This is a genomic window from Kocuria tytonicola, from assembly GCF_003687455.1.
Taxonomy (GTDB): domain Bacteria; phylum Actinomycetota; class Actinomycetes; order Actinomycetales; family Micrococcaceae; genus Kocuria; species Kocuria tytonicola.
The window spans coordinates 1-24,566 of the sequence record NZ_PHOA01000030.1; the positions used below are offsets into that span (position 1 = coordinate 1).

Consider the following 24,566-nt stretch of genomic DNA (forward strand, 5'->3'; position numbering starts at 1 on the left):
ACCCCCGCCGCCGCCCCCGGGGACGACGCCGCTCGGTCCCCCGCATCATCGCCCGCTCCATGCGCTCCACGGGCGCGGTGCTGGGGCTCTTCGTGACCTACCACGTGCTGGATCTGACCACGGGAACCCGCCCGGCGGCGTCGCGCTCCTTCGAGCACGGGGACGCGTACGGCAACCTGGTGGGCAGCCTGTCCCGGCCGGTGACCGCCGCGTTCTACGCCGCGTCCATGGCCGCGCTCGCCGGGCACATGGTCCACGGCCTGCGCACGGCCGCGCTGGACACCGGACTCACGGGGACCGCGGAGCGCGTGCGCCGGGTGGACGTGGCCGCGAAGGCCGTGGGTGCCGTCGTGACCCTGGGCAACCTGAGTATTCCCGTGGCCGTACAGATCAAGGTGGTGCGCTGATGCTGCTGACCGTTCACGTGTGGCGTCAGGCGGACGCCGAGGAGCCGGGAGGTTTCCACACCGTCCACCCTGTGGAGGCGCGCGAGGACATGAGCGTCCTGGAGCTGCTGGACGCCGTCAACGAAACCCTGGAGCGCCAGGGGGACGAGCCCGTGAGCTTCGACGACGGCTGCCGCGAGGGGATCTGCGGCAAGTGCGGCGTGACCGTGGACGGTGTGCCGCACGGCCCGGACCGCAACCGGGCGTCCTGCATGCAGTCCCTGAACGCGTACCGGGACGGTGACGAGGTCTTCATCGAGCCCCTGCGCGCGGGGGCGCTGCCCGTGAAGAAGGATCTGGCCGTGGAGAAGAAGTCCCTCCGGCGGGTCTCCAAGGAGGCCAAGTTCCCGGTGGCCATGAAGGCGCTGAACACCGCCGGGTGCATCAGCTGCGGCGCGTGCATCGCCGCGTGCCCCAACGGCTCCGGGCAGCTGTTCGTGGGGACCATGCTCAAGCACCTCCCCCCGCTGGCCAAGAGCCCCGAGGAGCGCGACGAGCGCGCCGCCAAGGTCCTGGACGCCGCGGACCAGGAGTTCGGGCCGTGCTCCCTGCTGGGCGACTGCACCGAGGTGTGCCCCGCCGGGCTGCCCCTGGAGAACCTCACCGCCGTGACCCGCGAGAACCTGCACCGCCGGTTCCCGGAGCGCTACCCCGCACCGGAGGGGCCCGCAGAGTAGGCGGCTCGGATCAGGCGCCCCGCGGAGTAGGCGGCTTGCGCAGCAGGCGTCGCGCAGACGCGGTCTCACGCGGCCACAGGGAGGTTCCGCCCCGCGCTCACGTGAGCAGGCCTTCCCGGAGCCTGCCGCTCGCGGGCGCTCTTTCCCCTACCGGCGCGAGCCAGCGCGTCCGCGCAGACGCGGAAAGGGCAGCCACGAGACGGCCCCGGCACCAACGCCGTCTGCCGTGGCTGCGGTGGCCGCGGACCCGGCCGTCTCCACCACCATGGCCCGCGGGTCGTGCCGCCGCAGCGTGGTCTGGAACCGGTCCTGCAGCGTGCTCCTGGCCGCCGGACAGCCGTGGCACGCGCCGTCCAGCGCCACGGACACGGTGTGACCCGCCACCCGCACGATCCGGATGCGCCCGCCGTGGGCACCCGCCAAGGGTGCCACGTCCCGCTCCAAAACGGTCTCGGCCAGGTCCCGCAGGTCGTCCTCGGTGAGCTCGCGCGGAGCGGTGCCCGCCACGTGGTCCGTGACGGCGCGGCGAACGGTTGCCGCGGCGTCGCGCCACGAGCCCCCGGGCGCCAAGGTGGTCTCGATCCAGCCGACGCCGCCCGCGAGCCCCACGAGCACCCCGTCCCGCACGAGCGCCGCCAGCGCCGCGCCAGGGCTGCGGGCGACCTCGGTGAAGGAGTCCGTGCGTCCCGTGAGGACCCAGCGGACGACGTCCGGATCGGCCTGGACCTCCGGGTGCAGGGAAACCACCGGGGTGGTCATCGGGTCACCGCGGCCGTGATCTCGTGGCCGATCCACGCGGCCCCGTATGCCAGGACGAACATGTATGCCACCGCGATGGCCGGCCACTTCCACGAGTTGGTCTCCCGGCGCATGGTGGCCAGGGTGGACACGCACTGCATGGCGAACGCGAAGAAGATCATGAGCGCCACGATCGTGGGAGGGGTGAACACGGGCTCCCCCTGGTGCGGACCGTGGGTGTAGGTCAGCTGCTGCAGGGCCGCCCCGGGGTCCTCCGGGTCCTCCGCCGCGGCCACCTGACCCATGGTCGAGACGAACACCTCACGGGCGGCGAAGGAGGCGATCAGCCCGATGTCCACGCGCCAGTCGAAGCCGAGCGGCTCGAACACGGGTTCCACGGCCTTGCCCGCGGCACCCGCGAACGAGTTCTCCATGACGTAGGACTGCGCCTGGGCCTCGTCCATGTGCGCCGTCTCCGCCTCCCGCGCCGGGAAGTTGATGAGCACCCACAGCACGGCGGTGACCACCAGGATGATGGTCCCCACCTTCCGCAGGAACATCCACACGGGAGTCCACACCGCACGCAGGATGCCGCGCGGTGTTGGCAGCCGGTAGGGCGGCATCTCCAGGTAGAACGGCAGCGCACCGTGGCGCAGCAGCGTGGCCTTGAAGACCCGGGCCACCACGAGGGACGCGAGCCCACCCAGCAGGTACATGCCGAACAGGGCGGCACCCTGCATCGAGAAGGGGCCCAGCCGTGCCTCCGCGGGCACCAGCAGGGAGATGAGCAGCAGGTACACCGGCAGCCGGGCCGAACAGGTCATGAGCGGGGCGGACATGATCGTGGCGATCCGGTCCCGGGAGGACGGCATGGTCCGCGTAGCCATGATCCCCGGCACGGCGCACGCCGTGGAGGACAGCATGGCCACGAAGGCCCGGCCGTCCAGGCCGCTGCGTGCCATGATGCGGTCCATGAGGAATGCTGCGCGGGACATGTACCCCACGGACTCCAGGACGGATATCATCAGGTACAGCAGCAGGATCTGCGGCAGGAACACGAGCACACCGCCCACACCGCCGATCAGCGCCGTGCCCACGAAGTCCGCCAGGAAGCCCGATCCCAGGGTGTTCGCCGCCACCTCCCCCCAGTGGTCGAACACCGCCTGGATGGCGTCCTGGATGGGCGCGGCCACGGTGAAGATCACCTGGAAGAAGCAGAACATCACCGCCAGGAACACCAGGGCGCCCCACACCGGGTGCAGCAGCACCGCGTCGATCCTGCTGGTGGCCACGGAGGACCGCGGGGAGCGGTAGCGGGCGCTGTCCAGGACGGAACGGATCCACCCGCTGAGCTGCGCGGCGTCGTCGTGCGGGGGCGCGATCAGCGCCACGGGCCACGAGGCGACCTCACCCAGGAGCTCCCGGACGTCCTCGAGACCGCGGCCCCGGTGGGCCACGGTTTCCACCACCGGCACGCCGAGCGCCCGGGAGAGACCGGTGACGTCCAGGTCCCCGCCGCGGGCCCGCAGCTCGTCCACCATGGTCAGCACCACAGCAGTGGGGCGGCCCAGGGCGAGCGCCTCGGCGCACAGTGCGAGGGAGCGGTAGAGGGTGGTGGAGTCCATGACCACGAGCAGTGCGTCCGGGGCGGTCTCGCTCTCCTGCCGCCCGGTGAGGTGGTCCAGAACCACGTCCTCGTCCGGGCTCGCGGGCTCCAGGGAGTAGGTGCCCGGCAGGTCCGTGACCGTCACCGAGCCGGACGAGGTGCGCGCGGTTCCGCGGGAGCGCGTCACCGTGACCCCGGGGTAGTTCCCGGTGGCGGCGGAGAGTCCCGTCAGCCGGTTGAACAGCGAGGACTTGCCGGTGTTCGGGGATCCGAGCAGCGCAACCTCGGTGGTCCTCCCGAGGGTCGCGACGTCGCCCTCCCCCGGTCCGTGGCAGCTCACGACACCGACGCCACCGGCGCCGGGGACCACTCACCGATCCGCACGGACCGCGCCTGCTCCTTGCGCAGGCACACCTCCGCGCCGCACACGCGGAAGAGGATGGGGCTGCCCATGGGCGCGCGCCGCAGGCACGTGACCTGCTCACCCTCACGGAAGCCGAGCGCCCCCAGACGACGCCGCACCACCGGGTCCAGCGCGTCCTCCACCAGGGCGATGCACGCGATCTCCCCCGGCTTCACATCACACAGGGTCACGGGCGACGGAGTGGCTGCCCCCTGCTTGCTGCGCTTCATGGCCCCGACCCCTCAGCTCGTCCTGCCGACCGGAGGGGCGCCGCAGGGCCCACCCGACATCTCTTACGTCAATTCTGCGTTGTAGAACTACGTAAGGCAAGGCTAACCTACAGCCCTCCGGGGTGGGATCGGGAGCGGGCATGCCCTCGTCGGCTCACTCCAGCCGCAGCACCACGGCTGCTCCTCCGCTCGTTGCCGATGTCCGTGCCGAGTATGCCACCGGGTCCCGGCTCAGCCCGGGGCACCCGTGTTCTCTATGCTTGGCCGAGAGGTTCGCCCGGCGCGGGGCACGTCAGCGCGCCATCCCACCACTTCCGAGGAGTCACTTCCGTGTCAGTCAAGAAAACCCTTCAGGTCGCCCTGGCCTTCATCGGCCTCATGGTGGGTGCAGGTTTCGCCACGGGCCAGGAAGTCATCCAGTACTTCGTGTCCTTCGGGGTGTGGGGCCTGGCGGGTGCGCTCGTCGCCGGGATCCTGATGATCACCGCCGGCGCGGTCATCATCAACATCGGCAGCTACTTCCTGGCGGACGAGCACCTGGGAGTGTTCCGCTCGGTCTCGGCGCCGGTGGTCTCCCGGTTCCTGGACATCACCGTCTCCCTGACGCTGCTGGCCATGGGCATCGTGATGCTCGCCGGCGCCGGGTCCACCCTGGAGCAGCAGTTCGGTCTGCCGGCGTGGATCGGGGCCCTGATCATGGTGGTCCTGGTGATGCTCACCGGGCTGCTGGACGTCAACAAGGTCACCAACATCATCTCCGCCGTCACCCCCGTGATCTTTCTGGCGGTCATCGTGGCGTTCGTCTACACCCTGATGCAGCTGCCCGTGGACCTGGGCGCCATGAGCGACCTGGCCGTCCAGGCGGACTCGCCCGTGAGCCCGTGGTGGTTCTCCGCCATCAACTACACCTGCATGGCGCTCATGCTGGGCGTCTCCATGTCCCTGATGATCGGTGGCAACACCCTGGACCCCCGGGACGCCGGGCGCGGCGGGCTGCTGGGCGGCGTGGTCTACACGGTCCTGCTGTGCATGAACGCGTTCGCGCTGCTCGTGAACTTCGATGCCGTGGGGGATGCAGACGTCCCCATGCTCAAGCTCTTCGAGACCATGCACCCCGTGGCCTCGATCGCCATGGTGTTCGTGACGTTCGTGATGATCTACAACACCACCATCAGCATGTTCTACGCCCTGGGCCGTCGCGTGACGGTCAACCACCGCAAGCGCTACGTCCCGGTGTTCCTGGGGATCTGCGCGGTGGGCTACGTGGTCAGCCTGGTGGGCTTCGGCACCCTCATGAGCGTGGTGTACCCGGTGATCGGCTACGTGGGCATGGTGCTGGTGGTCGTCATGTTCGTGTGGTGGTTCCGCAACCGCTCCAAGATCCGCGAGGAGGCCGGGCGGCGCACCCGCATCCGCGCGCTGCTCACCAAGCGCGGTGACGACAGCAAGGAGTTCTCCGAGTACAACGAGACCCAGCTTCGCGGCGCCACCGACGACTCCCCCGTGGACAACGAGGCCCTCACCGGCGCCATCGAGACCCAGGTCAAGCGTGACCTCGGGGAGGGCAAGCAGAAATCGTGAGCGCTCGGCACGGCCCCCCAGACGGCCGAGCCACGCCACACCGCTGAATGCGCGAAAGCCCCCGGCCCCCGCCGGGGGCTTTCGCGTGGGGCGAGCGGGCGGCGTCGTCGTCCGGGGCGCGGAGGACGACGCCGCCCGGGCGGGTCAGCCGCGCGGGGCGGCCTTGTCGCGGTCGCGCTGCTCCCAAAAGATGGGCAGGGTCACGGTGTCCGTGCCGTCCCACGCGGAGAGGCCGCGGATGCCGGGGACGTCCCCCGCCTTGAACACGGGCTCCACACCGGCCTTGCGCTGCTCCATGTAGTTCTGCAGCACCTTCACCGCCACGCCCGCGAGCATGACCAGGGCGATCAGGTTCAGCGTGGCCATGAACGCCATGAACAGGTCCGCGAGCGACCACACGAGGTCCAGGGCCAGGACGGATCCCATGAACACGCTCACCAGCACGGCGAAGCGGTACACGTTCATGGCCAGCTTGGACGGGGTCATGAAGCGGACGTTGGACTCGCCGTAGTAGTAGTTCCCGATCACCGAGGACCACGCGAACATGAAGATCGCAATGGTCAGGAAGTGGACGGCCCAGTCCCCCAGCTGCATGCCCAGGGCGGTCTGCGTGAGGGACGCGCCCTGACGCTTGTCCCCGAACGCGGGGTTGGACAGCAGCACGATGAACGCGGTCACCGAGCACACGAGCATGGTGTCGAAGAAGACGCCCAGGGACTGCACGAAACCCTGCTTGGCGGGGTGGGAGATGGACGCGGTGGCGCCGGCGTTCGGGGCGGAGCCCATGCCGGCCTCGTTGGAGAACAGGCCGCGCTTCATGCCCTGGATGATCACGCCGATCAGACCGCCGGTCACGAACTCGCGGATGCCGAACGCGCCCTCGATGATCATGGCGAGCACGGCGGGGACCTCGGTGATGTTCAGGACCACCACGAGCAGGCCCAGGACCAGGTACAGCACCGCCATGACGGGGACCAGGACCTGGGTGACCGAGGAGATGGAGCGGATGCCGCCGAAGATCACGGCCGCGGTCAGCGCCACGACCGCGAGGCCCAGCACCACGCGCAGCCAGGTGTTCTGGCCGTCGCTCACGTCCACGTTGAAGGAACCGCTCACGGCGTCCACGATCGAGTTGGACTGCACGGAGTTGAACACGAAGCCGTAGGTCACGGTGATGATGACGGCGAAGAGCACGCCCATCCAGCGCTTGTTGAGCCCGCGCTCCATGTAGTACGCCGGGCCGCCCACGTAGCCGTCCGCGGTCTTGACCTTGTAGAGCTGGCCCAGCAGGGACTCCGCGAACGCGCTGGCCGCGCCGATTGCGGCAATGACCCACATCCAGAAGACGGCGCCGGGCCCGCCCAGGGTGATGGCGATGGCCACACCGGCGATGTTGCCGGTGCCCACACGGGCGGCCGCGGAGACCGTGAACGCCCGGAACGAGGAGATGCCCTTGCGGCCACCCTCCTCACCGGCGGGGTCCGTGAGGACGCGGAACATCTCCGGGATGCCGCGCAGCTGGATGGCCTTCGTGCGGATGGTCAGGTACAGGCCCACGCCGATGAGGACGGCGAAGACCACGTACCAGACGTATTCACCCACCGTTCCGACGAGTTCTGTCAGTGCTTCCATGAATGACTCCGGGATCTACGGGGAGCGCCCGGATCCCTGCGTGCGGCGTGCACGCGGCCCGGGCGGGAACGAGGAAAAGTGTGTGCTGTCGCACCGATTCAGGACACAGTATCGGATTCCCGCCCGGGCCGAGGTCATACCCCGGCGGCTGCGCGCGGGCTCAGTCCTCGACCACCCGCACCGCGCCCTTGTCCGCGCTGGTCACCATGGAGGCGTACGCCCGCAGCGCCTTGGAGACCCTGCGCTCCCGCGGCCTGGTGGGCTTCCAGGGGGCGTCCCCCTTCTCCTGCCGACGCCGCGCGAGCTCGGCATCGTCCACGTTGACCCGCAGCACGCGGTTCTCCACGTCGATCTCGATCTCGTCCCCGTGCTGGATGAGCCCCACAGCCCCGCCCGCAGCGGCCTCCGGGGAGATGTGTCCGATGGACAGCCCGGAGGTGCCGCCGGAGAACCGGCCGTCCGTGATGAGCGCGCACTTCTTGCCCAGGCCCAGGCCCTTGAGGTAGCTGGTGGGGTACAGCATCTCCTGCATCCCGGGCCCGCCCTTGGGGCCCTCGTACGCGATGACGACGATGTCCCCCTCCTTCACGTTCTTGGAGAGGATCTCGTGCACGGCCTCGTCCTGGGACTCCACCACGAACGCGCGGCCCGTGAAGTGGAACAGCTCCGGGTCGATGCCCGCGGTCTTGATGACGGCGCCGTCCTCCGCGATGTTGCCGAACAGCACGCACAGCCCGCCCTCCGCGGTGTAGGCGTGCTCCACGGAGCGGATGCAGCCCTCGGTGGCGTCCACGTCGTGGTCCTCGTACTCGTTGGCCTGCGAGAACGCCTGGGTGGTGCGCACCCCGCCGGGCGCAGCCAGGAAGAACTCCTTGGCCTCCTCCGAGGCATGGCCGGAGCGGATGTCCCACTCGTCCAGCCACTCGCCCATGGTCTGGGAGTGCACGGTGTGGACGTCCTCGTTGAGCAGCCCGCCGCGGCGCAGCTCGCCCAGGATCGCGGGGATGCCGCCGGCCCGGTGCACGTGCTCGATGTGGAACTTGGTGGAGTTCGGGGCCACCTTCGCGAGGCACGGGACGCGGCGGGAGAGGGCGTCGATGTCCGAGAGGGTGAAATCCACCTCCGCCTCCTGCGCGGCGGCCAGGATGTGCAGCACGGTGTTGGTGGACCCGCCCATGGCCACGTCCAGGGCCATGGCGTTCTCGAACGCGGCCTTGGTGGCGATGCTGCGGGGCAGCACGGACTCATCGTCCTGCTCGTAGTACTTCGTGGCGGACTCCACCGCACGGCGTCCGGCCTCCAGGAACAGCCGCTTGCGGTTGACGTGGGTGGCCAGCGTGGTGCCGTTGCCGGGCAGGGAGAGCCCCAGCGCCTCGGTGAGGCAGTTCATGGAGTTGGCGGTGAACATCCCGGAGCACGAGCCGCACGTGGGGCACGCGTTCTCCTCGATCTGGGCCAGCTGCGCGTCCGTGACGGACTCGTCCACGGCCAGGGACATGGCGTCCACCAGGTCCACGCGGTGCTCCACCACGCCCTCCACGCCCTCGCCGGACTCCATGGGGCCGCCGGAGACGAACACCACGGGGATGTTCAGCCGCAGTGCCGCCATGAGCATGCCCGGGGTGATCTTGTCGCAGTTGGAGATGCACACCAGGGCGTCCGCGCAGTGCGCGTTGACCATGTACTCCACGGAGTCCGCGATGATGTCCCGCGAGGGCAGCGAGTACAGCATGCCGTCGTGGCCCATGGCGATGCCGTCATCCACCGCAATGGTGTTGAACTCCTTGGCCACGCCCCCGGCCTCCTGGACGGCGGACGCCACCAGGTCACCCATGTTCTTGAGGTGCACGTGGCCCGGGACGAACTGCGTGAAAGAGTTCGCGATCGCCACGATCGGCTTGCCGAAGTCCTCGCTCCCCATGCCGGTGGCACGCCAGAGAGCGCGCGCCCCCGCCATGTTGCGGCCGGTGGTGGACGTTGCTGAACGCAGCTGCGGCACTGCGACTCCTTCCCGAGGAACTGGCCGGGGCGGGCGCCTCACGGGCCGCCGCCTCCCGGCACACAGATTGCGTCCCAGACTACGCGCGGCCCCCGACCCGGTTTCACATTCCGGTCACACATCTCACATCCCGGACCTGCTTTCCTGCGCGCCCCGACTCCCCGCACGACGACGCCGCCCCGCCGGCTCCCCGGGGCAGCACCCTTCCCCACGGCGCACCGACCCCGAAAGACCACACCCCTTCCCTCACTGCACCGCGAACACCGGGGCCGAAGCAGCCCGCCACACGCCCACCGCGCAGTGCGCAAAGAACCGAGGGGCCACGCCGACAACTGTGCGGTGCGCGGAGAGCCGGGGAGCGGCGTCGTCCGCCGTGCCGAGCGCGTGAGGTCCGCGAGCGGCGTCGTTCCCGGAGCCGTGGGCCGCGCCTGCCGGGGCCGTTCCTACACTGGACGGGAACCACAGCACCGAGGCGTACGCGCGGGGAGCAGGACGAGATGGGCAAGCACAGGAAGCCGCCGCGGCCGGAGGACGGTGCGGACTTCGCCGTGGACCTGGGGGAGGCGAGGGACCCGCTGGTGATGACGCTGGACATCGGCTCCACCGCCACCCGCGGCTCGCTGTACGACGCCACGGGGACGCCCGTGCGCCACTACCGGGACAAGATCCCGCACGCGTTCACCACCGCCGGGGACGGCACCTCGGTGATGGACCCGGACCAGGTCACCGGCGAGATCGCGGAGCTGCTGGACCGCGTGTGCGACCGGCCGGAGCTCGCGGGGCGGGTGCGCGGCGTCGGCCTGGACTCCTTCGCGTCCTCCCTGGTGGGCGTGGACGCCGAGGGCAGCGCGGTGACCGAGTGCTTCACGTACGCGGACTCCCGGTGCGCACCGCAGCTGGCGCGGCTGCGGGAGGAGCTGGACGAGCTCGAGGTGCAGCAGAAGATGGGCGCGCGGCTGCACACGAGCTACCTGGCGCCGCGCTTCCGGTGGCTCGCGGAGACCCGGCCGGAGGTGTTCGCGTCCGCCACGCGCTGGCTGAGCATCGGCGAGTACGTGTGGTTGCGGCTGCTCGGCACCACCGCTGCCGGGACCGCGACCGCCGCGTGGACGGGGCTGCTCAACCGGCGGTCCGGGAAGTGGGACCAGCGGATGCTGCGCGCGGCGGGGATTCCCGAGGAGAAGCTGTCCCCGATCCTCGAACCCCACGAGCCGTTGCCGGACGTGGACCCGGAGCGCACCGCCCGCTGGCGGGGACTGTCCGGGGCGCAGTGGTTCGCGCCGGTCGCGGACGGGCTGTGCGCGAACATCGGCGTGGGCGGTACGGACGAGCGCACCATCGTGGCGTCCGCCGCCACCTCCGGGGCCATGCGCGTGCTGCTGCACCACCGGCCGCAGGACATCCCGCCGGGGCTGTGGTGCTACCGCATCGACTCCTCCCGGTGCCTGCTGGGCGGTGCGCTCAACGACGTGGGCCGGGCCGTCTCCTGGCTGCAGGACACCCTGGCGCTGGACGACGCGGTGCTCAACGACATCGCGGCGGCCCCCGTCTCCCCCGACACCCCGGGGGTGCTGCCCTTCCTCACCGGCGAGCGCTCCACGGGCTGGGCGGGCAGCGCCCGTGCGGTCTTCGCGGACGTCTCCGCGGCCACCGACGCGCCGGCCATGGCCCGCGGAATGCTCGAGGGGATCGCCGGGTCCTACCGCCGTGTGTCCGACGAGCTGGAGCAGGCGGCACCGCATGTGGAGCGGGTCATCGCGGCAGGACGGGTCACACAGGAGCTGCCGTCGTGGCTGCAGATCCTCGGCGACTACCTGGACACCCCGGTGATCCACCAGACCATGAAGCGCTCCACGTGCCGTGGGAACGCCCTGCTCATGCTGGAGTCCCTGGCCCCCGATGTGGAGCGCTCCGCCCCGGAACCAGCGGGCACATACTCCCCGCGCGAGGCGGCGCAGGAGCGCTACCGGGCGGTCCACGAACGCTTCGAGCGGCTCTACGACGCGCTGGTGGCGAGTCGCTGACCGCGGGGAGTGGCACTTCGGATCGGCAGGGAGCCGCGGCCACCGTCAGTTCGCGCTGTCTAGCGGAGTAAAAGCAGATCCGGGGCCGCGATCCTGCATTTACTGAGTTAGTGCACCGGCACTCTGCATGCTGACGGGCGCGGACCGGGCCCTGCCGTCCACCCCAGGATCAAGTGCAGCTTCTGCCATCCGGGGCGAGATTCCTGGCAACAGCTGCACTTAAGACTGCCGTGTCAAGCACGGAGAGGACGCCCGACCCCATCACCGCCGGTCTTCGACGCTTTCTGGTGGAGCAAATGCGGATTCGCGACCGGTTTTCTGCATCAGCTCCGTTGGTGCAACGGGGGCTTGGCGGGGAGAGCGGGGACGACGACGCCGCTCCACGCCTCCCCGGGGTCAGCCGGCCTGCGAGCCCCAGCCCGTCGGCACCGCGCCCAGCAGCGGGATGTGATTCCCCTGGATGGCGGGCAGGTCCGCCAGGTACTCCCGGTTGGACACCTGCACCCGGTCCGGCTCACCGGGCCAGCTGCCGAGCACCACACCGGCCACGGCGACCCCGCGGTGCAGCAGGGCTTCCAGGCTCAGCAGCGTGTGGTTCAGCGTGCCCAGGTCCGGGCGGGCCACCAGCACCGTGCTCACCGGCGCCGGGCCAGTGGTGTCAGGGGTGCCCACCCGCCCGTCGGCCGCATCAGCCTGACGCACGGGGGCCGTTCCCTGGTTCATCGGCCACTGATCCGCCGTCCCCCGAGGAGCCACCCCCTGCAGCGCCACCGTCAGGTCCGCGATGGTGTGCCGGTCCCCGTCCAGTTCCACGAGCACACCGCCGCTACCCTCGACCAGCACGAGGTCGTGGGATTCCTGTAGTTCCAGGATTTTCGCCACGTGGGCAGAGATCGCCAGCAGCTCCACCCCGTCGATGGCCGCCGCGGGGGGTGGCGCCATGGGTTCGGTCAGCCGCTGCCCCTCCACAGTGGTGAGTGCCTCGGGAGGCATGCCTGCCGCGCGAGCCAGCCGTGCGACGTCGTGGACGTCGCCAGGATCGTCGCCGTGCATGCCGGTCTGCTGGGGCTTGTAGACGGCGATCCGCCGCCGGCCCGCGCACCACCCGGCCACGGCGAGTGCGGCGGTGGCGTAGGTCTTGCCCACGTCCGTGTCCGTGCCGGTGACCAGGACGGTGCGGCCCAGCGAGTTGGCGCTTCCGCTCAGCGGGTTGTTCATGGGATCTCCTGTGTACTCGTGGGTGGGGTATTCAGACGGCGCCCCCCGCTGGGGGCACTTCGACAGGACGCGGCTGCGCGCGGGACACTCCCCGCGCTTCCCCGGCGGCGGCCGCCCGGCCGCTCAACGGATGGGCCGCAGGGCACCGGGCCGCCCGACCGCCGGGACCCAGCGGTGCACCGGGGACAGCCCGAGGAACCGTCATCCTGCCCGCGACACGTTTCCGAGGACCTCGCGGACGGTCTCCAGTGCCCCCGCCAGTTCTTGTAATTCCATGTTTCCCGGCGCGGTGATCCGGAGCCTGCTGATCCCGTCCGGCACCGAGGGCGGGCGGAAGCAGCCCACGGCCACGCCCCGTGCGCGCAGCTCGTCCGCGGCGCGCACCGCCAGTTCAGGAGTGCTCACCGGGACCGACTGCACCGCCGCGCGGGCCAGCGGAATGCCCAGGGTGGCGGCCACGAACCGTGCCCGCTCGTGCAGCCTCTTGGACAGCTCCGGCTGCTCCCGCACGATCCGCGCCGCCCGGGCCGCGGCAGCAGCACTCGTGGGGGCCAGGGCGGTGTCGAAGATGAACGGGCGCGCCGTGTTTACCAGGTGCTCCCGCAGCGCCTCGGCCCCGAGCACCGCCCCGCCCTGCGCGCCGAGCGCCTTGGACAGCGTCAGGGTGAGCGCCACGTGCGGTGATCCGGCGAGTCCCACCTCGTGGACGAGCCCGCGCCCGTGGCCCGCCACGCCGATGCCGTGCGCCTCGTCCACGAGCAGCAGGGCATTCCATTTCTGGCATGTCTCGGCCAGCTCCAGCAGCGGGGCATGGTCGCCCCACACCGAGTACACGGACTCCACCACCACGAGCGCGCGCGGCTCCGTCCGCTCGGCCAGCAGCTGCGCCACGTGTGCGACGTCCGAGTGCCGCGCGATCCGAACCGGCGAGCGGGAAAGACGTGCGCCGTCCACGAGGGATGCGTGCGCGTGGGCGTCCGAGACGATCAGCGTGTCCGCGTCCCCGAGCGCCGTGAGCACGCCGGTGTTGGCCGCGTACCCGCTCGAGAACGCGAGCGCCGCGGGCTGCCCGGTGAGCTCGCACAGCTCCCGCTCCAGCACCTCGTGGATCCCCAGGGTCCCCGTGACCAGGCGGGATGCCCGAGCCCCCGCGCCGTGCACGTCCAGGGCCTCGCGCGCCGCCGCCACGACCCGCGGGTCCCGGGAGAGCCCCAGGTAGTCGTTCGAGGCGAGGTCCACGCAGCGCCCGGGAAGTGTCCGCGGTCGACGCCGCAGGCCCGCCTCCTCGCGCCGCTCACGTCGCTCCCGGAGCCAGTCGTCGAGCGGACCTTCGGCATCCGCGGAAGAAGTGGCCCGGAGCTGCGGAACGGCCGCGTCGTCCATCGGGGAGATCATGCGCGACCCTCCGCTCCCGGGACTGGACGTGCGGGCGGCGTCGTGAACGCGTCCAGGCGGTGGGCCTTCATGCGCCCATCCCGTTCCCCGACGGTGCATCCGCCCCGTGGAGCCCGGCACCCCGGCCTGTGCTCGTGAGTTCCACTTCCTGCGCCGCACGCAGCAGGGCGTAGGCGATGGTGCGGAGCTCCTCCTCGGTGCACACGTAGGGCGGCATCGTGTAGAGCAGCCTGCCGAAGGGCCGGAACCACACTCCCTGTTCCAGTGCGGTGCGCGTGAGCAGCGCGGGATCGGGGGCATGGTGGAACTCGATGACCCCCACCGCTCCGAGCACCCGCACGTCCTTGACCGCGCGCAGGTCCGCGGCCACGGGCAGGATCTCCCGCAGGGTGCGCTCCGCCCGGGCGACGTCCTCGCACCAGGTGTCCCGGAGCATGCGCACGGACTGCAGGGCCACCGCGCACGCGAGGGGGTTGGCCATGAACGTGGGGCCGTGCATGAGGGCCCGCTGCTCGGAGTCCGTGATGACCGCGCCCACCGCCTCGGACACGAGCACCGCCGCGAGCGACATGTAGCCCCCGGTCAGCGCCTTGCCCACGCACATCACATCCGGGACCACGTCCGCCCACTCGCTCGCGAACCACCGTCCGGTGCGTCCGAACCCCGTGGCGATCTCGTCCACGATGAGCACGAGGTCCAGCTCGTCCGCCAGTTCCCGCAGCACCCGCAGGCACCGGGGGTTGTAGGTGCGCATCCCGCCCGCGCCCTGCAGCACGGGTTCCACGATGATTCCCGCGAGCTCGTCGCTGTGCCCCCGGGCCGTGGCGCGCACGTCCGCGATCCACCGCTGCACCGCCGCGTCGTCGGACTCCCAGGTCCGCCCGTCCGGGGTGGCCGCCGCGGGCGGGGGCGCCACGAACAGCTGCTCGGCCACGAGCCCCGAGAACTCGGCGTGCATCCCGCCCTCCGGGTCGCACACGCTCATGGCCCCGGTGGTGTCCCCGTGGTAGCCGCCGCGCACCGTGAGGATGCGGCGCCTCTCGGGGCGCCCCCGGGCTGCCTGGTACTGCACCGCCAGCTTCAGCGCGACCTCCACGCTCACGGACCCGGAGTCCGCGAAGAACACGTGCTGCAGCTCGGGAGGCGTGACCTCCACCAGCAGCTCCCCGAGCTCCACCGCGGGACGGTGCGTCAGACCTCCGAACATCACGTGCGAGAACTCGGTGATCTGGTCCACGGCCGCGCGATCCAGCTCGGGGTTGCGGTAGCCGTGGACCGCGCACCACCAGGACGCCATCCCGTCCAGGGCCTGCACCCGCTCCCCCTCCGGGGTCACGAGCGTGAGCGCCACGCCCTGCGCGGCCTCCACGGTGTACGGCGCGGGGCCGTCGAGCGCCTCGTAGGGGTGCCACAGCAGACCGCGGTCCCGCTCGGCAAGACTTTCCCCCGCAGGCATGTTGTCCGCCGTGCCGGGCTCAGGCATTCGGTGCCACCGACGTCCCGGCACCACGACGCCGCACGGTCGGGCTCAGCTCGAGCCTCACCCGGGTCTCGTCCTCGTCGCGCTCGGGACCGTCGCCGGAGCTCAGCAGGGCGGCGAGCGCCGGGGAGACCTTTGCGGCGGTCGGCACCGACGACGCCGCCGCGCCGCGTTCGGGAACCGTGCCGTCCGCATCACGGGAACCGCGGCTGGTCAGGCCGTCAGCGGTGGGAGCGGCTCCCTTCACGGACGCTTCAGCGGAGGCGTTCTCCCCACGGGGCGCGGCGCCGCTGTCGGCAGCCGTGGTGGACCCGTCAGCGGAGGAACCCACCCCGCCGGACACAGTGGCGCCCCCCGAACCGGGGGCCGAGCCGCACGCGGAACCGCACGGCGTCGTCGTCCGCTCCGCCCTGCCCTGCTCCGCACCGGCCCCGTGGGCGGCGCTTGCGGGCACGGCGTCGGAGGCCCGCTCAGCATCCGGGCGGGCGCCCAGGACGGTGAACCCGGCGTCGGCGATCATGTCCAGGTCCGCCTGCGCGGCCTGGCCCTCGGAGGTGAGGTAGTCACCCAGGAAGAGGGAGTTGACCACGTGCAGGGCGAGGGGCTGCAACGAGCGCAGGTGCATCTCGCGGCCACCGGCCATGCGGATCTCCTTGTCCGGGCACACGAAGCGCACCACGGCGAGGATCTTCAGGCACTTCTGGGGGCTGAGCTGCCACGTGCCGGCCAGGGGCGTGCCCTCGAACGGCATGAGGAAGTTGACGGGCACGGAGTCCGAGCCCAGGTCCCGCAGGGCGAACACCGCCTCGATGAGCTGCTCGTCCGTCTCCTTCATGCCCACGATCAGCCCGGAGCACGGGGAGAGCCCCGCGTCCTTGGCGCGCTCCACGGTGTCCACGCGGTCCTGGTAGGTGTGGGTGGAGCAGATGGACTCGTAGTTGGACTCGGCGGTGTTGAGGTTGTGGTTGTAGGCGTCCACGCCCGCGCCGCTGAGCGTCTCCGCCTGGCCATCCTTGAGCAGACCCAGGCACGCGCAGACCTCCACGTCCGGGTGCTGCTCCTTGAGCGCCTCGACCGTACGGGTCACGTTGCCCACCTCACGGTTGGAGGGGCCGCGTCCGCTGGCCACCAGACACACGCGGCTCGCGCCACCCTTGATGCCGTACTCGGCCTGCTCCACGGCCTGCTCGGGGCTCAGCCACGAGTACTTGAGGATGTCCGTTCCGGCGTTCAGACGCTGCGAGCAGTAGCCGCAGTCCTCGGCGCACAGCCCGGACTTCAGGTTGACCAGGTAGTTCACCTTCACGGTCATGCCGAAGTGCTCGCGGCGCAGCCGACCCGCGGCGGCCACGAGATCCAGCATGCCGGGGTCGTCGGTGTGCAGCAGCTCGAGGGCTTCGTCCGGGGTCACGGGGTGGCCGGCGAGAACGCGCTCAGCCAGCTCGGCGGGGTTCTTGAACATTGTTCAATTATTGAACGGTGTTCAGGAAAGTCAATTCTCGGTGCGCTCCGCGTGCCGCGCGCGACTCCGCCGACGCCGCTCCGCCGGGCCGGTGGGAATCCGCTCGGTAGAGTTTCCGCGTGACCCGCTCCGGGCACACGAGCAGGGAGGAACGCCGTGGCACTGGACCGCGCTCAGGTGGTGGATGCCGCGTGGCACATCCTGCAGACCTACGGCCTGGGTGACCTCTCCATGCGACGCCTGGCCCGGGAGCTGGGGGTGCAGCCCGGAGCGCTCTACTGGCACGTGGCCAACAAGCAGGAGCTGCTGGCGGTGCTGGCCCAGCGGATGGTCGGCCCGCTTGAGACCTCCTCGATTCGCCCCGCCGGAGCCGCGGGCGACGACGCCGCAGCCCTCCTCCTCGTCGCCCGGTTCCGTTCCCTGGTGCTCGCCGTGCGGGACGGTGCCGACGTGGTGAGCGTGGCCCACGCCCTGGACCCGCTGGGGATGCAGCCCGTGCCCCTGCTCGTGACGGCCCTGACCAGCCAGGGCAGGAGTCCGGAGAACGCCGAGACGGTGGCCCTCACGCTGACCCGCTTCACCCTGGGCTCCGTCACCGCCCAGCAGACCCGTGAGTCCATGGAGCTGCCCACCGCCACCATGGAGGACGAGTTCGAGGCGGGCGTGCGCGCGATCCTGGCGTAGCGGCGTCGTCACCCCCGCGCACATGCTGTGGGGTGGAGCAAGAGCGGACCGGCGGGGCGCCAAACGGCCTTTGCTCCGTCAGTGCAACGGGACGAGCAGGCCTGCGACACCCTCTCGCAGCAGACGTCAGCCACAGGGGCTGGCGTGCGGGCACTGTGAAGTGGAGCAAATGCAGCACGGCGGCCTCAAAACCGCATCTGCTCCGTTATTGCACGGGGGGGTCGGGGGGCCTGCAGCTCCGTTCCGCACCGGGCACGGGTTGCAGACGGGGGTGTCCCACGGGGCGGACGACGGCCAGAATGACCGCATGACCACCGATACACCTTTCACCCTGCGGACACCTACGCCCCAAGACACCCTGGAGATCGCGGCGGTGCACGTGCAGACCTGGCGGGAGACCTACGCGGGGCTGGTCCCCGAGCGATTCTTCGGTGACGCGGCCCGGCAGGCCCGGCAGAAGCTGTGGACCCAGCTGCTCGCGGACCCAGCCGCACGCAGGGGGATCCATGTGGCCGAGGCGAACAACGCGGTCATCGGATTCGCGGGCACCGGGCGCCCCACTGAGCCGGACCCCGCCCGTGAACGGGCCCTCCGCATGCTCTACGTGCTCCGTGAGCACCACGGCACGGGCGTGGGGCAGGCGCTGCTCGACGCTGCGCTCGGTGACCAGCCTGCCCAGCTGTGGGTGGCGGAGGCCAACCCGCGCGCCATCCGCTTCTACGAGCGCAACGGCTTCCGCGCGGACGGAACCGTCCTGGTGGACCCCGCACTGGAGAACCTGCGAGAGATCCGCCTGGTGCGCTGAGGCAGGACCCCGCCAGGGGCAGAACAACACCACTCGCCCCTGGCCGCGTCCCGGCCACCGGGCGCCGTGGAGACGCCGCCTCAGAGCCGCAGGAACCGCCGCCCGGCGTCATTCACGCCAAGGTGACGGCGCCGGGCAACACGGCCCGGCGGTGTCGTCAGGCCCCAGCGCCCACCACGAGCATGGTGGCGCCGAAGACCACACCGGAAACGAGCAGCACCACGGTGGTGTATCCCAGGATGTCCCGGATCTTGAGCCCGGCGATCGCCAGCAGGGGCAGGGCCCAGAACGGCTGGATCATGTTGGTCCACTGGTCGCCGTACGCCACGGACATGATGATCACGGAGGGGTCCACGCCCAGACGGGCCGCGGCGTCGAGGAGGATGGGCGCCTGGATGGCCACCTGGCCGCCGCCGGACGGGACGAAGAAGTTGACGAGCCCGGCGGACAGGAACGCGAGGAGCCCGAGGGTCTGCGGGGTGGCCACCGCGACGATGGAGTCCGAGAGCACCTGGATGAGCCCCGTGGCCGTCATGATGCCCATGATCCCGGCGTAGAGCGGGAACTGCAGCAGGATGTCCCCCACGTTCGCGGCGGCGTTCTTCACGAGAGCCATGACCTCGAACGTGTTGCGGGACAGCAGGAAGATCAGCGCCAGGAACATCCAGTTCACGATGTTCAGGGTCACGGTGCCGCCACCGGTGAAGTGGATGACCAGGTACGCCACGAGCGCCAGGCCCACGAAGAGGGTGGGAATCCGCGAGGCGTCCAGGCGGTCGGCCGGGGCCTCGATGGCGGGCTCGGGGATCTGCTGCTCGGACTGGGCGAGCGCCTCGGCGGTGATGGTGTGGGAGGCGGGCACCGAGCGCGGGGCCACGAGCCACAGGGCGAGCGCCACCAGCACCACGGTGGCCACCGCGGCCGTCATGTTCCACCAGGAGAACGTGGTCTCGGAGATGGGGATCACGTGCCCCACCTGCTTCTCGATGAACGACCCGGGGGTCGCGGCCGTGAGGGGGCCGGAGCCGGAGTAGCCCATGTGCCACACGACCATGCCGGAGAAGCCCGCGGCCACCAGCATGGGGAAGCTCACGGGCGCGCGTCGGCGGGAGAACTCCGCCGCGACCTCGCGCGCGAGGAGCCCGCCCACCACCAGGCCGAAGCCCCACGTGATGAGGCAGGCCACCGCGGACACCACGAAGACGAACACGTATGCGGCCAGCGCGGTGCGGGGAACGGCAGCGAGCCGTCCGAGCAGCGCCCGCACGGGCCGGGTGCTGGCCAGCGCGTGGCCCAGCAGCAGCACGAGCGCCATCTGCGTCATGAACTCCAGGAGCCCGGAGAGCCCCTTGCCCCAGCCCTCGACCACGGTCACCGGGCCGGCGTCCGTGAGGAGCAGCGCCATCACGCCCACCACCCCGGTCAGCACGATCGCGAAGATCAGGGCCGAGGGGATGAAGCGCTCCACCACGTAGTTCACGGGTCGCATGGCGCGGGCCAGTGCAGGTTCGGAGGCCGGTGCGGGTTCCACGGTCACGGTGCGGGCGGACGACGCCGCGGGGCGAGGGGCGCGCTCGGGAGAGCTCATGGGGTCACCTCGGGGGACGGGTCGGGATCGAATGGTGCTGCCCCAGACACTAGCGAACGTGACGTGCGTTACATGCGAGGCGCGCTGGATGCCGTCTTGACCCTCCCGGACGTGCGCGGCGCCGTGGCGTGGTGGTGCCCCAGGAACAGCAGGACGATCAGGGCCACGTCCACCACGTCCCCGCCGTAGTACATGAGCTGGGCTCCGACCCGCACGTCGTCGGCGGGAACCCCCACCGGAGGGTGCGCGTACAGCCACTTGGCCAGCACCGAGTGCGCGGCCATGAAGACCACGAGCACCGCGGCGCGCACCCGGAACGAGGACCTGTGGGGGTCCGGGTCCGGACCGGCAATGGCGGCCGTGAACACGTACCCGGCCAGGAAGATGTGCGCGTGGACCACCGCGTGCCCCAGCGCGGAGGCATGCATCCAGGGGAACAGCCCCGTGGTGTAGAGCAGCCACAGCCCGCCCACGTTGAGCACGGCGGCCACCACGGGGGTCGTGACGAACCGGAGGAGCGGGAACCGCAGCACCCGGGTGACCCGCCGCGCCGCCGCGGTGGGCAGCCCGCGCAGCAGCACGCGCACCGGCGCTCCCAGCACCAGCAGCAGCGGGCCGAGCATCCCCACCAGCAGGTGCCCCACCATGTGGGCGGTGAAGCTCGCGTGGCCGGCCTGGGCCACGGGCCCCACGAGTCCCACCCCGGTGCACAGCAGGCCCGCGGAGAAGCTGACCGGTCGCCAGGGGCTCACGCGGCGTCGTCCGCTGCCCGCCCAGAGGGACCAGCCGTATCCGACGGCGGCGGCGGCCAGGAGCAGGAGGACGAGCCACTCGAAGGCCGACCACTCGGCCAGGGGCCAGGGCACCGGCAACCCGGACCCGGCGTGGCCGGACCCGTGGGCACCTCCGTGGTCCCCGGGTCCGGCGGGGTGCTCGTGTCCCGGGTCCGCCGCGAGTGCCTGCAGCGGGGGCGCCGGGGGCACCGAAAGGCCCGCGAGCCACACGGCCGAGGCGGGCGTCATGCGCGCGGGTGGGCCCTGCCGCCCCGCCGCATCAGCACGTACCCCAGGAGGATCAGCAGCACCGCCGTGCCGTTCCACACGAGGTCGTAGGGCAGGAGGTCCACGCCGTAGCGGATCTGGTGGATCCCGAGCAGCTTGTGGTCCACGATGCCGTCGAAGAGCTGGAACGCCCCCACGCCCAGAACCACCGCACCCGCCCAGTGCGGCCAGTGGACGCCGCCCCGGCGGCGCACGTCCGCGAGCAGGAAGAGCCCCCACACGGTGATGAACCAGCCGAACGCGTGGAAGAACCCGTCCGTCACGAGCGCCACCTCGTGCGTGGAGAGGTCGTAGAAGTGGTGCCACTGCAGGCCCAGGTGGAAGATGAACAGGTCGATCATGGCCGCCGCGATCCCGCAGCCGAACAGGAATCCCGACAGCCCCGCGCGCCTGCGGGTGCGGGCGGCGTCGGCGCCGGACGACGCGTGCGCTGCCGCGTGCTCGCCCGCCGGGGGTCCTGCGGGCGGCGTGGAGTGCGTTGCGGGCGTGGGTTCTGGGTGTGCCATGTCCCCTCCTGGAAGCTGTCCCTACCCGGCCCTCGGGGTTCGGCGCCCGGCCCGTACGAAGCCGAGCGGTGCCGCCCCGTGGGCCGCGTGACGTCATCAGCGTACTGAGCTGTCGAGCAGGGCGCACGGGGCCGCCCCGTTCTCAGCGGAGATGACCTCGGGCCGTGCCGGGGAGCCACGCGGCGGGGCCCGGGGCGCGCCGCGCCGCGCCGGGACACGACGCAGGGGGTGACCCGCCGCTCGGACGGGTCACCCCCTGGGGTGCACAGCGCCGCTGCACCGACCGTGCGGTCGCCGCAGCGGGATCCGCGTCAGCGGCTCAGCAGCAGCGCCTCGCCCTGACCACCGCCGCCGCACAGCGAGACGGCGGCCTTGCCGGATCCCCGCCGGGCGAGCTCCATGGCCGCGTGCAGCGCCAGCCGTGCACCGGAGGCCCCGATGGGGTGGCCCAGGGCAATGGCACCACCGTGGATGTTGACCTTGTCCATGTCCACGCCGAGGTCCCGCACGGACTGCACGGAGACTGCGGCGAACGCCTCGTTGATCTCGATGAAGTCCAGATCCGCCGCGGTCCACTCGGAACGGGACAGGGCGTGCTCGATCGCACGCGACGGCTGGGAGTGCAGGGAGGTGTCGGGACCGGCCACCTGCCCCGGCTTGCCCACCACGGCAAGCCAGTCCAGGCCGTGCTCCTCCGCGTAGCCGCGCGTGGTCAGCACGAGGGCCGCGGCGCCGTCGGAGATGGGGCTGGAGTTGCCCGCGGTGATGGTGCCGTCCTTCGTGAAGGCGGCCCGCAGCTTGCCGAGCCCCTCCGCGGTGGACTCCGGGCGCACGCCCTGGTCCTCGGAGACGGTCACCGGGTCACCCTTGCGCTGCGGGATCTCGATCGGCGCGATCTCGTCCGCGAAGACCCCGTCCTGCTGCGCCCTGCCCGCGAGCTGGTGGCTGCGGGCGGCCACCTCGTCCTGCTCCTGGCGCGTGATGGAGCGCTCGGCGTTGCCCGTCTCGGTGAGCTCTCCCATGGGGATCTGCAGCTCCACGTCCACCAGTCCGTCGTGGGCCAGCGAGTCCGCGAGCGTCATGTCCCCGTACGCCTTGCCCTTGCGCGCTCCCAGGGCCAGGTGCGGCGCGTTGGTCATGGACTCCATGCCACCGGCGACGACGACGTCCGCCTCGCCCGCGCGGATCATGCGGGCTCCCTCGGTCACGGCCACCAGCCCGGACAGGCACACCTTGTTCAAGCTCATGGCGGGGACGTTCAAGGGCAGCCCCGCGGCCACGGCGGCCTGCTTGGCGGGGTTCTGGCCGTTGCCGGCCTGCACCACGTTGCCCATGTAGACGTAGTCCACATCCTCGGGAGCCACCCCGGCACGCTGCAGCGCGTGCTTGATGGCGTGCGCGCCCAGGTCCACGGCGCTCTGCGAGGCCAGTGCCCCCAGCAGCTTGCCCTGCGGGGTGCGGGCCCCGTTGACGATCACGATGTCATTGGCGTTCTCGGTCACTGTTCCTCCTGAACGGGTACGGAATCGGGGGTCACGTCCACCAGTTCCACCCGGTAGTTCGCTTCGGTCTTCTCGGCCACTTCTGCTTCGGTCACGCCCGGGGCCAGGGTGCGCAGCACGAGCCCGGCGTCCTCGACGTCGAACACGCACAGGTCCGTGATGATCCGGTCCACCACCCCCACCCCGGTGAGGGGCAGGTCGCACTCGTGCCGGAGCTTCGGGGAGCCGTCCTTGGCCACGTGCTCGGTGAGCACGAGCACGCGCGGGGTGCCGGCCACGAGGTCCATGGCGCCGCCCATGCCCTTGACCATCTTGCCCGGGATCATCCAGTTGGCCAGGTCCCCCGTCTCGGAGACCTGCATGGCCCCCAGGATCGCCATCTTCACGTGCCCGCCGCGGATCATCCCGAAGGACGTGGCGGAGTCGAAGATCGCGGCCCCCGGCCGCAGCGTGATGGTCTGCTTCCCGGCGTTGATCAGGTCCGGGTCCTCGTCCCCCTCGTACGGGAACGGGCCCATGCCCAGCACACCGTTCTCGGACTGCAGCACCACGCTCACGCCCGGTGGCAGGTTGTTGGCCACGAGCGTGGGGATCCCGATCCCCAGGTTCACGTAGTCGCCGTCCGCCAGTTCCGACGCCGCAATGGCCGCCATCTCGTCCCGCGTCCAGCTCACGACGCCGCTCCTTCACTCTCGCGCGCACCCTGGGTCGCCGGTCGCGGGCGGGTGGTGCGCTGCTCGATCTCCTTGGGCGCCCCCGAGTACCGCACCACGTGCTGAACGTACACGCCGGGGGTCACGATGTGGTCCGGGTCCAGCTCGCCGGGGGCCACGATCTCCTCGACCTCCGCGAACGTGACCCGGCCGGACGCCGCGCACACCGGGTTGAAGTTGCGGGAGGTGCGGCGGTAGACCAGGTTGCCGTCCGTGTCCCCGCGCCAGGCGTGCACGAGCGCCACGTCCGCGACGATCCCGCGCTCCTGGAGGTACGTGCGGCCGTCGAACTCGGCGGTGGGCTTGCCCTCCGCCACGGGGGTGCCCACGCCGGTGGCGGTGTAGAACGCCGGGATCCCGGCACCGCCCGCCCGCAGCCGCTCGGCCAGGGTGCCCTGCGGGGTGAACTCCACCTCCAGCTCGCCCTCCAGGTACTGGCGCGCGAACTCCCTGTTCTCCCCCACGTAGGAGGACACGGCCTTGGCCACCTGCCGGTTCTCGAGCAGCAGCCCCAGCCCCTTGCCGTCCACGCCCATGTTGTTGGAGACCACGGTGAGGTCCTTCACGCCGCTCTCCCGCACGGCCTCGATGAGGTCCCGGGGGACGCCGGACAGCCCGAAGCCTCCCACCGCTATGGTCATGCCGTCCCGCAGGGTCTCGGCAAGGAGCCCCGTGACGTCCTCTCTGACTTTGGACATGGCCGCCCTTCCCGTTGTCTCCACCGTGTGATCTGCCTCTCAGGGTAGAGCGGTTCCTCTCCTGGTCAAAGATGGCGTGGACTCCGCCCGCCCGGCCAGGGGTGGAGGAGACGGTGGG

At 71.2% G+C, this 24,566-nt stretch carries 21 protein-coding genes; 6 read left to right on the forward strand and 15 right to left on the reverse strand.

Annotated features, from left to right (window positions below):
• Positions 1 to 407, forward strand: a 407-nt coding sequence (locus CWC38_RS05225) for a succinate dehydrogenase/fumarate reductase transmembrane subunit (protein WP_500683895.1), incomplete at its 5' end; no start/stop codon positions are given.
• Positions 407 to 1,123, forward strand: coding sequence for a succinate dehydrogenase/fumarate reductase iron-sulfur subunit (locus CWC38_RS05230; RefSeq protein WP_121845761.1), 717 nt, complete (start codon positions 407 to 409; stop codon positions 1,121 to 1,123). The genes CWC38_RS05225 and CWC38_RS05230, both read left to right, overlap by 1 nt.
• Before the next feature lie 147 nt (positions 1,124 to 1,270).
• On the opposite strand, the gene CWC38_RS05235 is transcribed toward CWC38_RS05230, so the two are convergent.
• From CWC38_RS05235 to CWC38_RS05245, 3 genes are read right to left on the reverse strand one after another with little or no spacing between them, the layout of a single operon-like run.
• Entirely contained in the window at positions 1,271 to 1,882 is a 612-nt protein-coding gene (locus tag CWC38_RS05235; protein WP_206059856.1) for a NifU family protein, read from the reverse strand.
• Positions 1,879 to 3,807, reverse strand: coding sequence for a ferrous iron transporter B (gene feoB / locus CWC38_RS05240; protein ID WP_121845778.1), 1,929 nt, complete (start codon positions 3,805 to 3,807; stop codon positions 1,879 to 1,881). The genes CWC38_RS05235 and feoB overlap by 4 nt, the downstream gene beginning before the upstream one ends.
• Positions 3,804 to 4,061 carry a FeoA family protein gene (locus CWC38_RS05245; RefSeq protein ID WP_165860349.1) on the reverse strand — a complete coding sequence of 86 codons (258 nt, stop codon included), beginning with the start codon at positions 4,059 to 4,061 and terminating at the stop codon, positions 3,804 to 3,806. Before CWC38_RS05245 ends, feoB begins: the two co-directional genes overlap by 4 nt.
• A 369-nt stretch (positions 4,062 to 4,430) precedes the next feature.
• On the opposite strand from CWC38_RS05245, the gene CWC38_RS05250 reads away from it, so the two are divergent.
• Positions 4,431 to 5,681: a YkvI family membrane protein gene (locus CWC38_RS05250; RefSeq protein ID WP_121845763.1), complete on the forward strand. Its 1,251-nt coding sequence runs from the start codon at positions 4,431 to 4,433 to the stop codon at positions 5,679 to 5,681.
• A gap of 144 nt (positions 5,682 to 5,825) precedes the next feature.
• On the opposite strand, the gene CWC38_RS05255 is transcribed toward CWC38_RS05250, so the two are convergent.
• Together CWC38_RS05255 and ilvD are read right to left on the reverse strand one after the other, a co-directional pair.
• Positions 5,826 to 7,313, reverse strand: coding sequence for an alanine/glycine:cation symporter family protein (locus CWC38_RS05255; protein WP_121845764.1), 1,488 nt, complete (start codon positions 7,311 to 7,313; stop codon positions 5,826 to 5,828).
• 160 nt (positions 7,314 to 7,473) lie between these two features.
• On the reverse strand, positions 7,474 to 9,312 hold the full coding sequence (gene ilvD, locus CWC38_RS05260; protein ID WP_121845765.1) for a dihydroxy-acid dehydratase: 1,839 nt from the start codon (positions 9,310 to 9,312) through the stop codon (positions 7,474 to 7,476).
• A gap of 497 nt (positions 9,313 to 9,809) precedes the next feature.
• On the opposite strand from ilvD, the gene CWC38_RS05265 reads away from it, so the two are divergent.
• A complete protein-coding gene (locus CWC38_RS05265; protein ID WP_121845766.1) occupies positions 9,810 to 11,336 on the forward strand; it encodes a gluconokinase in 1,527 nt (508 codons plus the stop codon).
• Between the two features lie 396 nt (positions 11,337 to 11,732).
• Here the strand turns inward: CWC38_RS05265 and bioD are convergent, their stop codons facing one another.
• From bioD to bioB, 4 genes are all read right to left on the reverse strand, one after another.
• Entirely contained in the window at positions 11,733 to 12,554 is an 822-nt protein-coding gene (gene bioD, locus CWC38_RS05270) for an ATP-dependent dethiobiotin synthetase BioD (protein WP_121845767.1), read from the reverse strand.
• 201 nt (positions 12,555 to 12,755) lie between these two features.
• A complete protein-coding gene (locus CWC38_RS05275) occupies positions 12,756 to 13,949 on the reverse strand; it encodes an 8-amino-7-oxononanoate synthase (RefSeq protein WP_240625062.1) in 1,194 nt (397 codons plus the stop codon).
• Positions 13,950 to 14,016: 67 nt separating this feature from the next.
• Positions 14,017 to 15,432, reverse strand: a complete 1,416-nt coding sequence (gene bioA / locus CWC38_RS05280) for an adenosylmethionine--8-amino-7-oxononanoate transaminase (protein ID WP_121845768.1) — start codon at positions 15,430 to 15,432, stop codon at positions 14,017 to 14,019.
• Positions 15,425 to 16,891 carry a biotin synthase BioB gene (gene bioB, locus CWC38_RS05285; protein WP_121845769.1) on the reverse strand — a complete coding sequence of 489 codons (1,467 nt, stop codon included), beginning with the start codon at positions 16,889 to 16,891 and terminating at the stop codon, positions 15,425 to 15,427. The genes bioA and bioB overlap by 8 nt, the downstream gene beginning before the upstream one ends.
• 156 nt (positions 16,892 to 17,047) lie before the next feature.
• Here bioB and CWC38_RS05290 point away from each other — a divergent pair, with 156 nt between their 5' ends.
• Together CWC38_RS05290 and CWC38_RS05295 are read left to right on the forward strand one after the other, a co-directional pair.
• Entirely contained in the window at positions 17,048 to 17,575 is a 528-nt protein-coding gene (locus CWC38_RS05290) for a TetR family transcriptional regulator (RefSeq protein ID WP_121845770.1), read from the forward strand.
• Between the two features lie 307 nt (positions 17,576 to 17,882).
• Entirely contained in the window at positions 17,883 to 18,380 is a 498-nt protein-coding gene (locus tag CWC38_RS05295) for a GNAT family N-acetyltransferase (RefSeq protein WP_121845771.1), read from the forward strand.
• A gap of 157 nt (positions 18,381 to 18,537) precedes the next feature.
• On the opposite strand, the gene CWC38_RS05300 is transcribed toward CWC38_RS05295, so the two are convergent.
• From CWC38_RS05300 to CWC38_RS05325, 6 genes are all read right to left on the reverse strand, one after another.
• Positions 18,538 to 19,968, reverse strand: a complete 1,431-nt coding sequence (locus tag CWC38_RS05300; protein ID WP_424321728.1) for a short-chain fatty acid transporter — start codon at positions 19,966 to 19,968, stop codon at positions 18,538 to 18,540.
• A gap of 68 nt (positions 19,969 to 20,036) precedes the next feature.
• Positions 20,037 to 20,990 carry a cytochrome c oxidase assembly protein gene (locus tag CWC38_RS05305; protein WP_121845772.1) on the reverse strand — a complete coding sequence of 318 codons (954 nt, stop codon included), beginning with the start codon at positions 20,988 to 20,990 and terminating at the stop codon, positions 20,037 to 20,039.
• On the reverse strand, positions 20,987 to 21,535 hold the full coding sequence (locus CWC38_RS05310) for a DUF2243 domain-containing protein (RefSeq protein ID WP_121845773.1): 549 nt from the start codon (positions 21,533 to 21,535) through the stop codon (positions 20,987 to 20,989). The genes CWC38_RS05305 and CWC38_RS05310 overlap by 4 nt, the downstream gene beginning before the upstream one ends.
• A 311-nt stretch (positions 21,536 to 21,846) precedes the next feature.
• Positions 21,847 to 23,037: an acetyl-CoA C-acetyltransferase gene (locus tag CWC38_RS05315; protein WP_121845774.1), complete on the reverse strand. Its 1,191-nt coding sequence runs from the start codon at positions 23,035 to 23,037 to the stop codon at positions 21,847 to 21,849.
• Complete coding sequence (locus CWC38_RS05320; RefSeq protein ID WP_121845775.1) at positions 23,034 to 23,711, reverse strand: CoA transferase subunit B; 678 nt, start codon at positions 23,709 to 23,711, stop codon at positions 23,034 to 23,036. Before CWC38_RS05320 ends, CWC38_RS05315 begins: the two co-directional genes overlap by 4 nt.
• On the reverse strand, positions 23,708 to 24,448 hold the full coding sequence (locus CWC38_RS05325; protein ID WP_121845776.1) for a CoA transferase subunit A: 741 nt from the start codon (positions 24,446 to 24,448) through the stop codon (positions 23,708 to 23,710). Before CWC38_RS05325 ends, CWC38_RS05320 begins: the two co-directional genes overlap by 4 nt.
• Positions 24,449 to 24,566: the final 118 nt, after the last annotated feature.

What these genes read in the sequence shown, in the direction of transcription:
- CWC38_RS05230 (WP_121845761.1), top strand. Translation starts at nt 407, where the DNA reads ATGCTGCTGACCGTTCACGTGTGGCGTCAGGCGGACGCCGAGGAGCCG.
- CWC38_RS05235 (WP_206059856.1), bottom strand. Translation starts at nt 1,882, where the DNA reads ATGACCACCCCGGTGGTTTCCCTGCACCCGGAGGTCCAGGCCGATCCG.
- CWC38_RS05255 (WP_121845764.1), bottom strand. Translation starts at nt 7,313, where the DNA reads ATGGAAGCACTGACAGAACTCGTCGGAACGGTGGGTGAATACGTCTGG.
- CWC38_RS05265 (WP_121845766.1), top strand. Translation starts at nt 9,810, where the DNA reads ATGGGCAAGCACAGGAAGCCGCCGCGGCCGGAGGACGGTGCGGACTTC.
- bioD (WP_121845767.1), bottom strand. Translation starts at nt 12,554, where the DNA reads ATGAACAACCCGCTGAGCGGAAGCGCCAACTCGCTGGGCCGCACCGTC.
- CWC38_RS05275 (WP_240625062.1), bottom strand. Translation starts at nt 13,949, where the DNA reads ATGATCTCCCCGATGGACGACGCGGCCGTTCCGCAGCTCCGGGCCACT.
- bioA (WP_121845768.1), bottom strand. Translation starts at nt 15,432, where the DNA reads ATGCCTGAGCCCGGCACGGCGGACAACATGCCTGCGGGGGAAAGTCTT.
- bioB (WP_121845769.1), bottom strand. Translation starts at nt 16,891, where the DNA reads ATGTTCAAGAACCCCGCCGAGCTGGCTGAGCGCGTTCTCGCCGGCCAC.
- CWC38_RS05295 (WP_121845771.1), top strand. Translation starts at nt 17,883, where the DNA reads ATGACCACCGATACACCTTTCACCCTGCGGACACCTACGCCCCAAGAC.
- CWC38_RS05300 (WP_424321728.1), bottom strand. Translation starts at nt 19,968, where the DNA reads ATGAGCTCTCCCGAGCGCGCCCCTCGCCCCGCGGCGTCGTCCGCCCGC.
- CWC38_RS05305 (WP_121845772.1), bottom strand. Translation starts at nt 20,990, where the DNA reads ATGACGCCCGCCTCGGCCGTGTGGCTCGCGGGCCTTTCGGTGCCCCCG.
- CWC38_RS05310 (WP_121845773.1), bottom strand. Translation starts at nt 21,535, where the DNA reads ATGGCACACCCAGAACCCACGCCCGCAACGCACTCCACGCCGCCCGCA.
- CWC38_RS05325 (WP_121845776.1), bottom strand. Translation starts at nt 24,448, where the DNA reads ATGTCCAAAGTCAGAGAGGACGTCACGGGGCTCCTTGCCGAGACCCTG.